Genomic DNA, 253 nt, shown 5'->3' with positions numbered 1-253 from the left:
CACGATCAGCGAGCGCAGCGCCCGGTCCGCCCCGCCCTCGCTGCCCGAGCCCATGACGAAAGCCGAGGGCGAGGCGAACGGCAGCGATTTGACCCGTTCCAGCTCCCGCAACACCACTGCGCTGCAGCATAGATCGGCCAGCCTTTCGTGAAACTGGCCGTTGAGCTCGGCGTAGCGGTCGAAATCCACCTGATCCAGCGACACGCCGGAAAAGCACGCATCGAGACGATCAAGGATCACCCCGATCTCGTCC

1 protein-coding gene is annotated in these 253 nt (G+C 64.8%); it reads right to left on the bottom strand.

From position 1 onward, the window contains the following. The coding region (locus tag JI667_RS22350; protein WP_206858723.1) for a hypothetical protein at positions 1-253 on the bottom strand (253 nt) is incomplete at both ends.

Source organism: Bacillus sp. NTK074B, from assembly GCF_017303375.1.
In the GTDB taxonomy this organism is placed as follows: domain Bacteria; phylum Bacillota; class Bacilli; order Bacillales; family Bacillaceae_B; genus Rossellomorea.
This window is presented reverse-complemented; position numbering and strand designations above follow the sequence as displayed.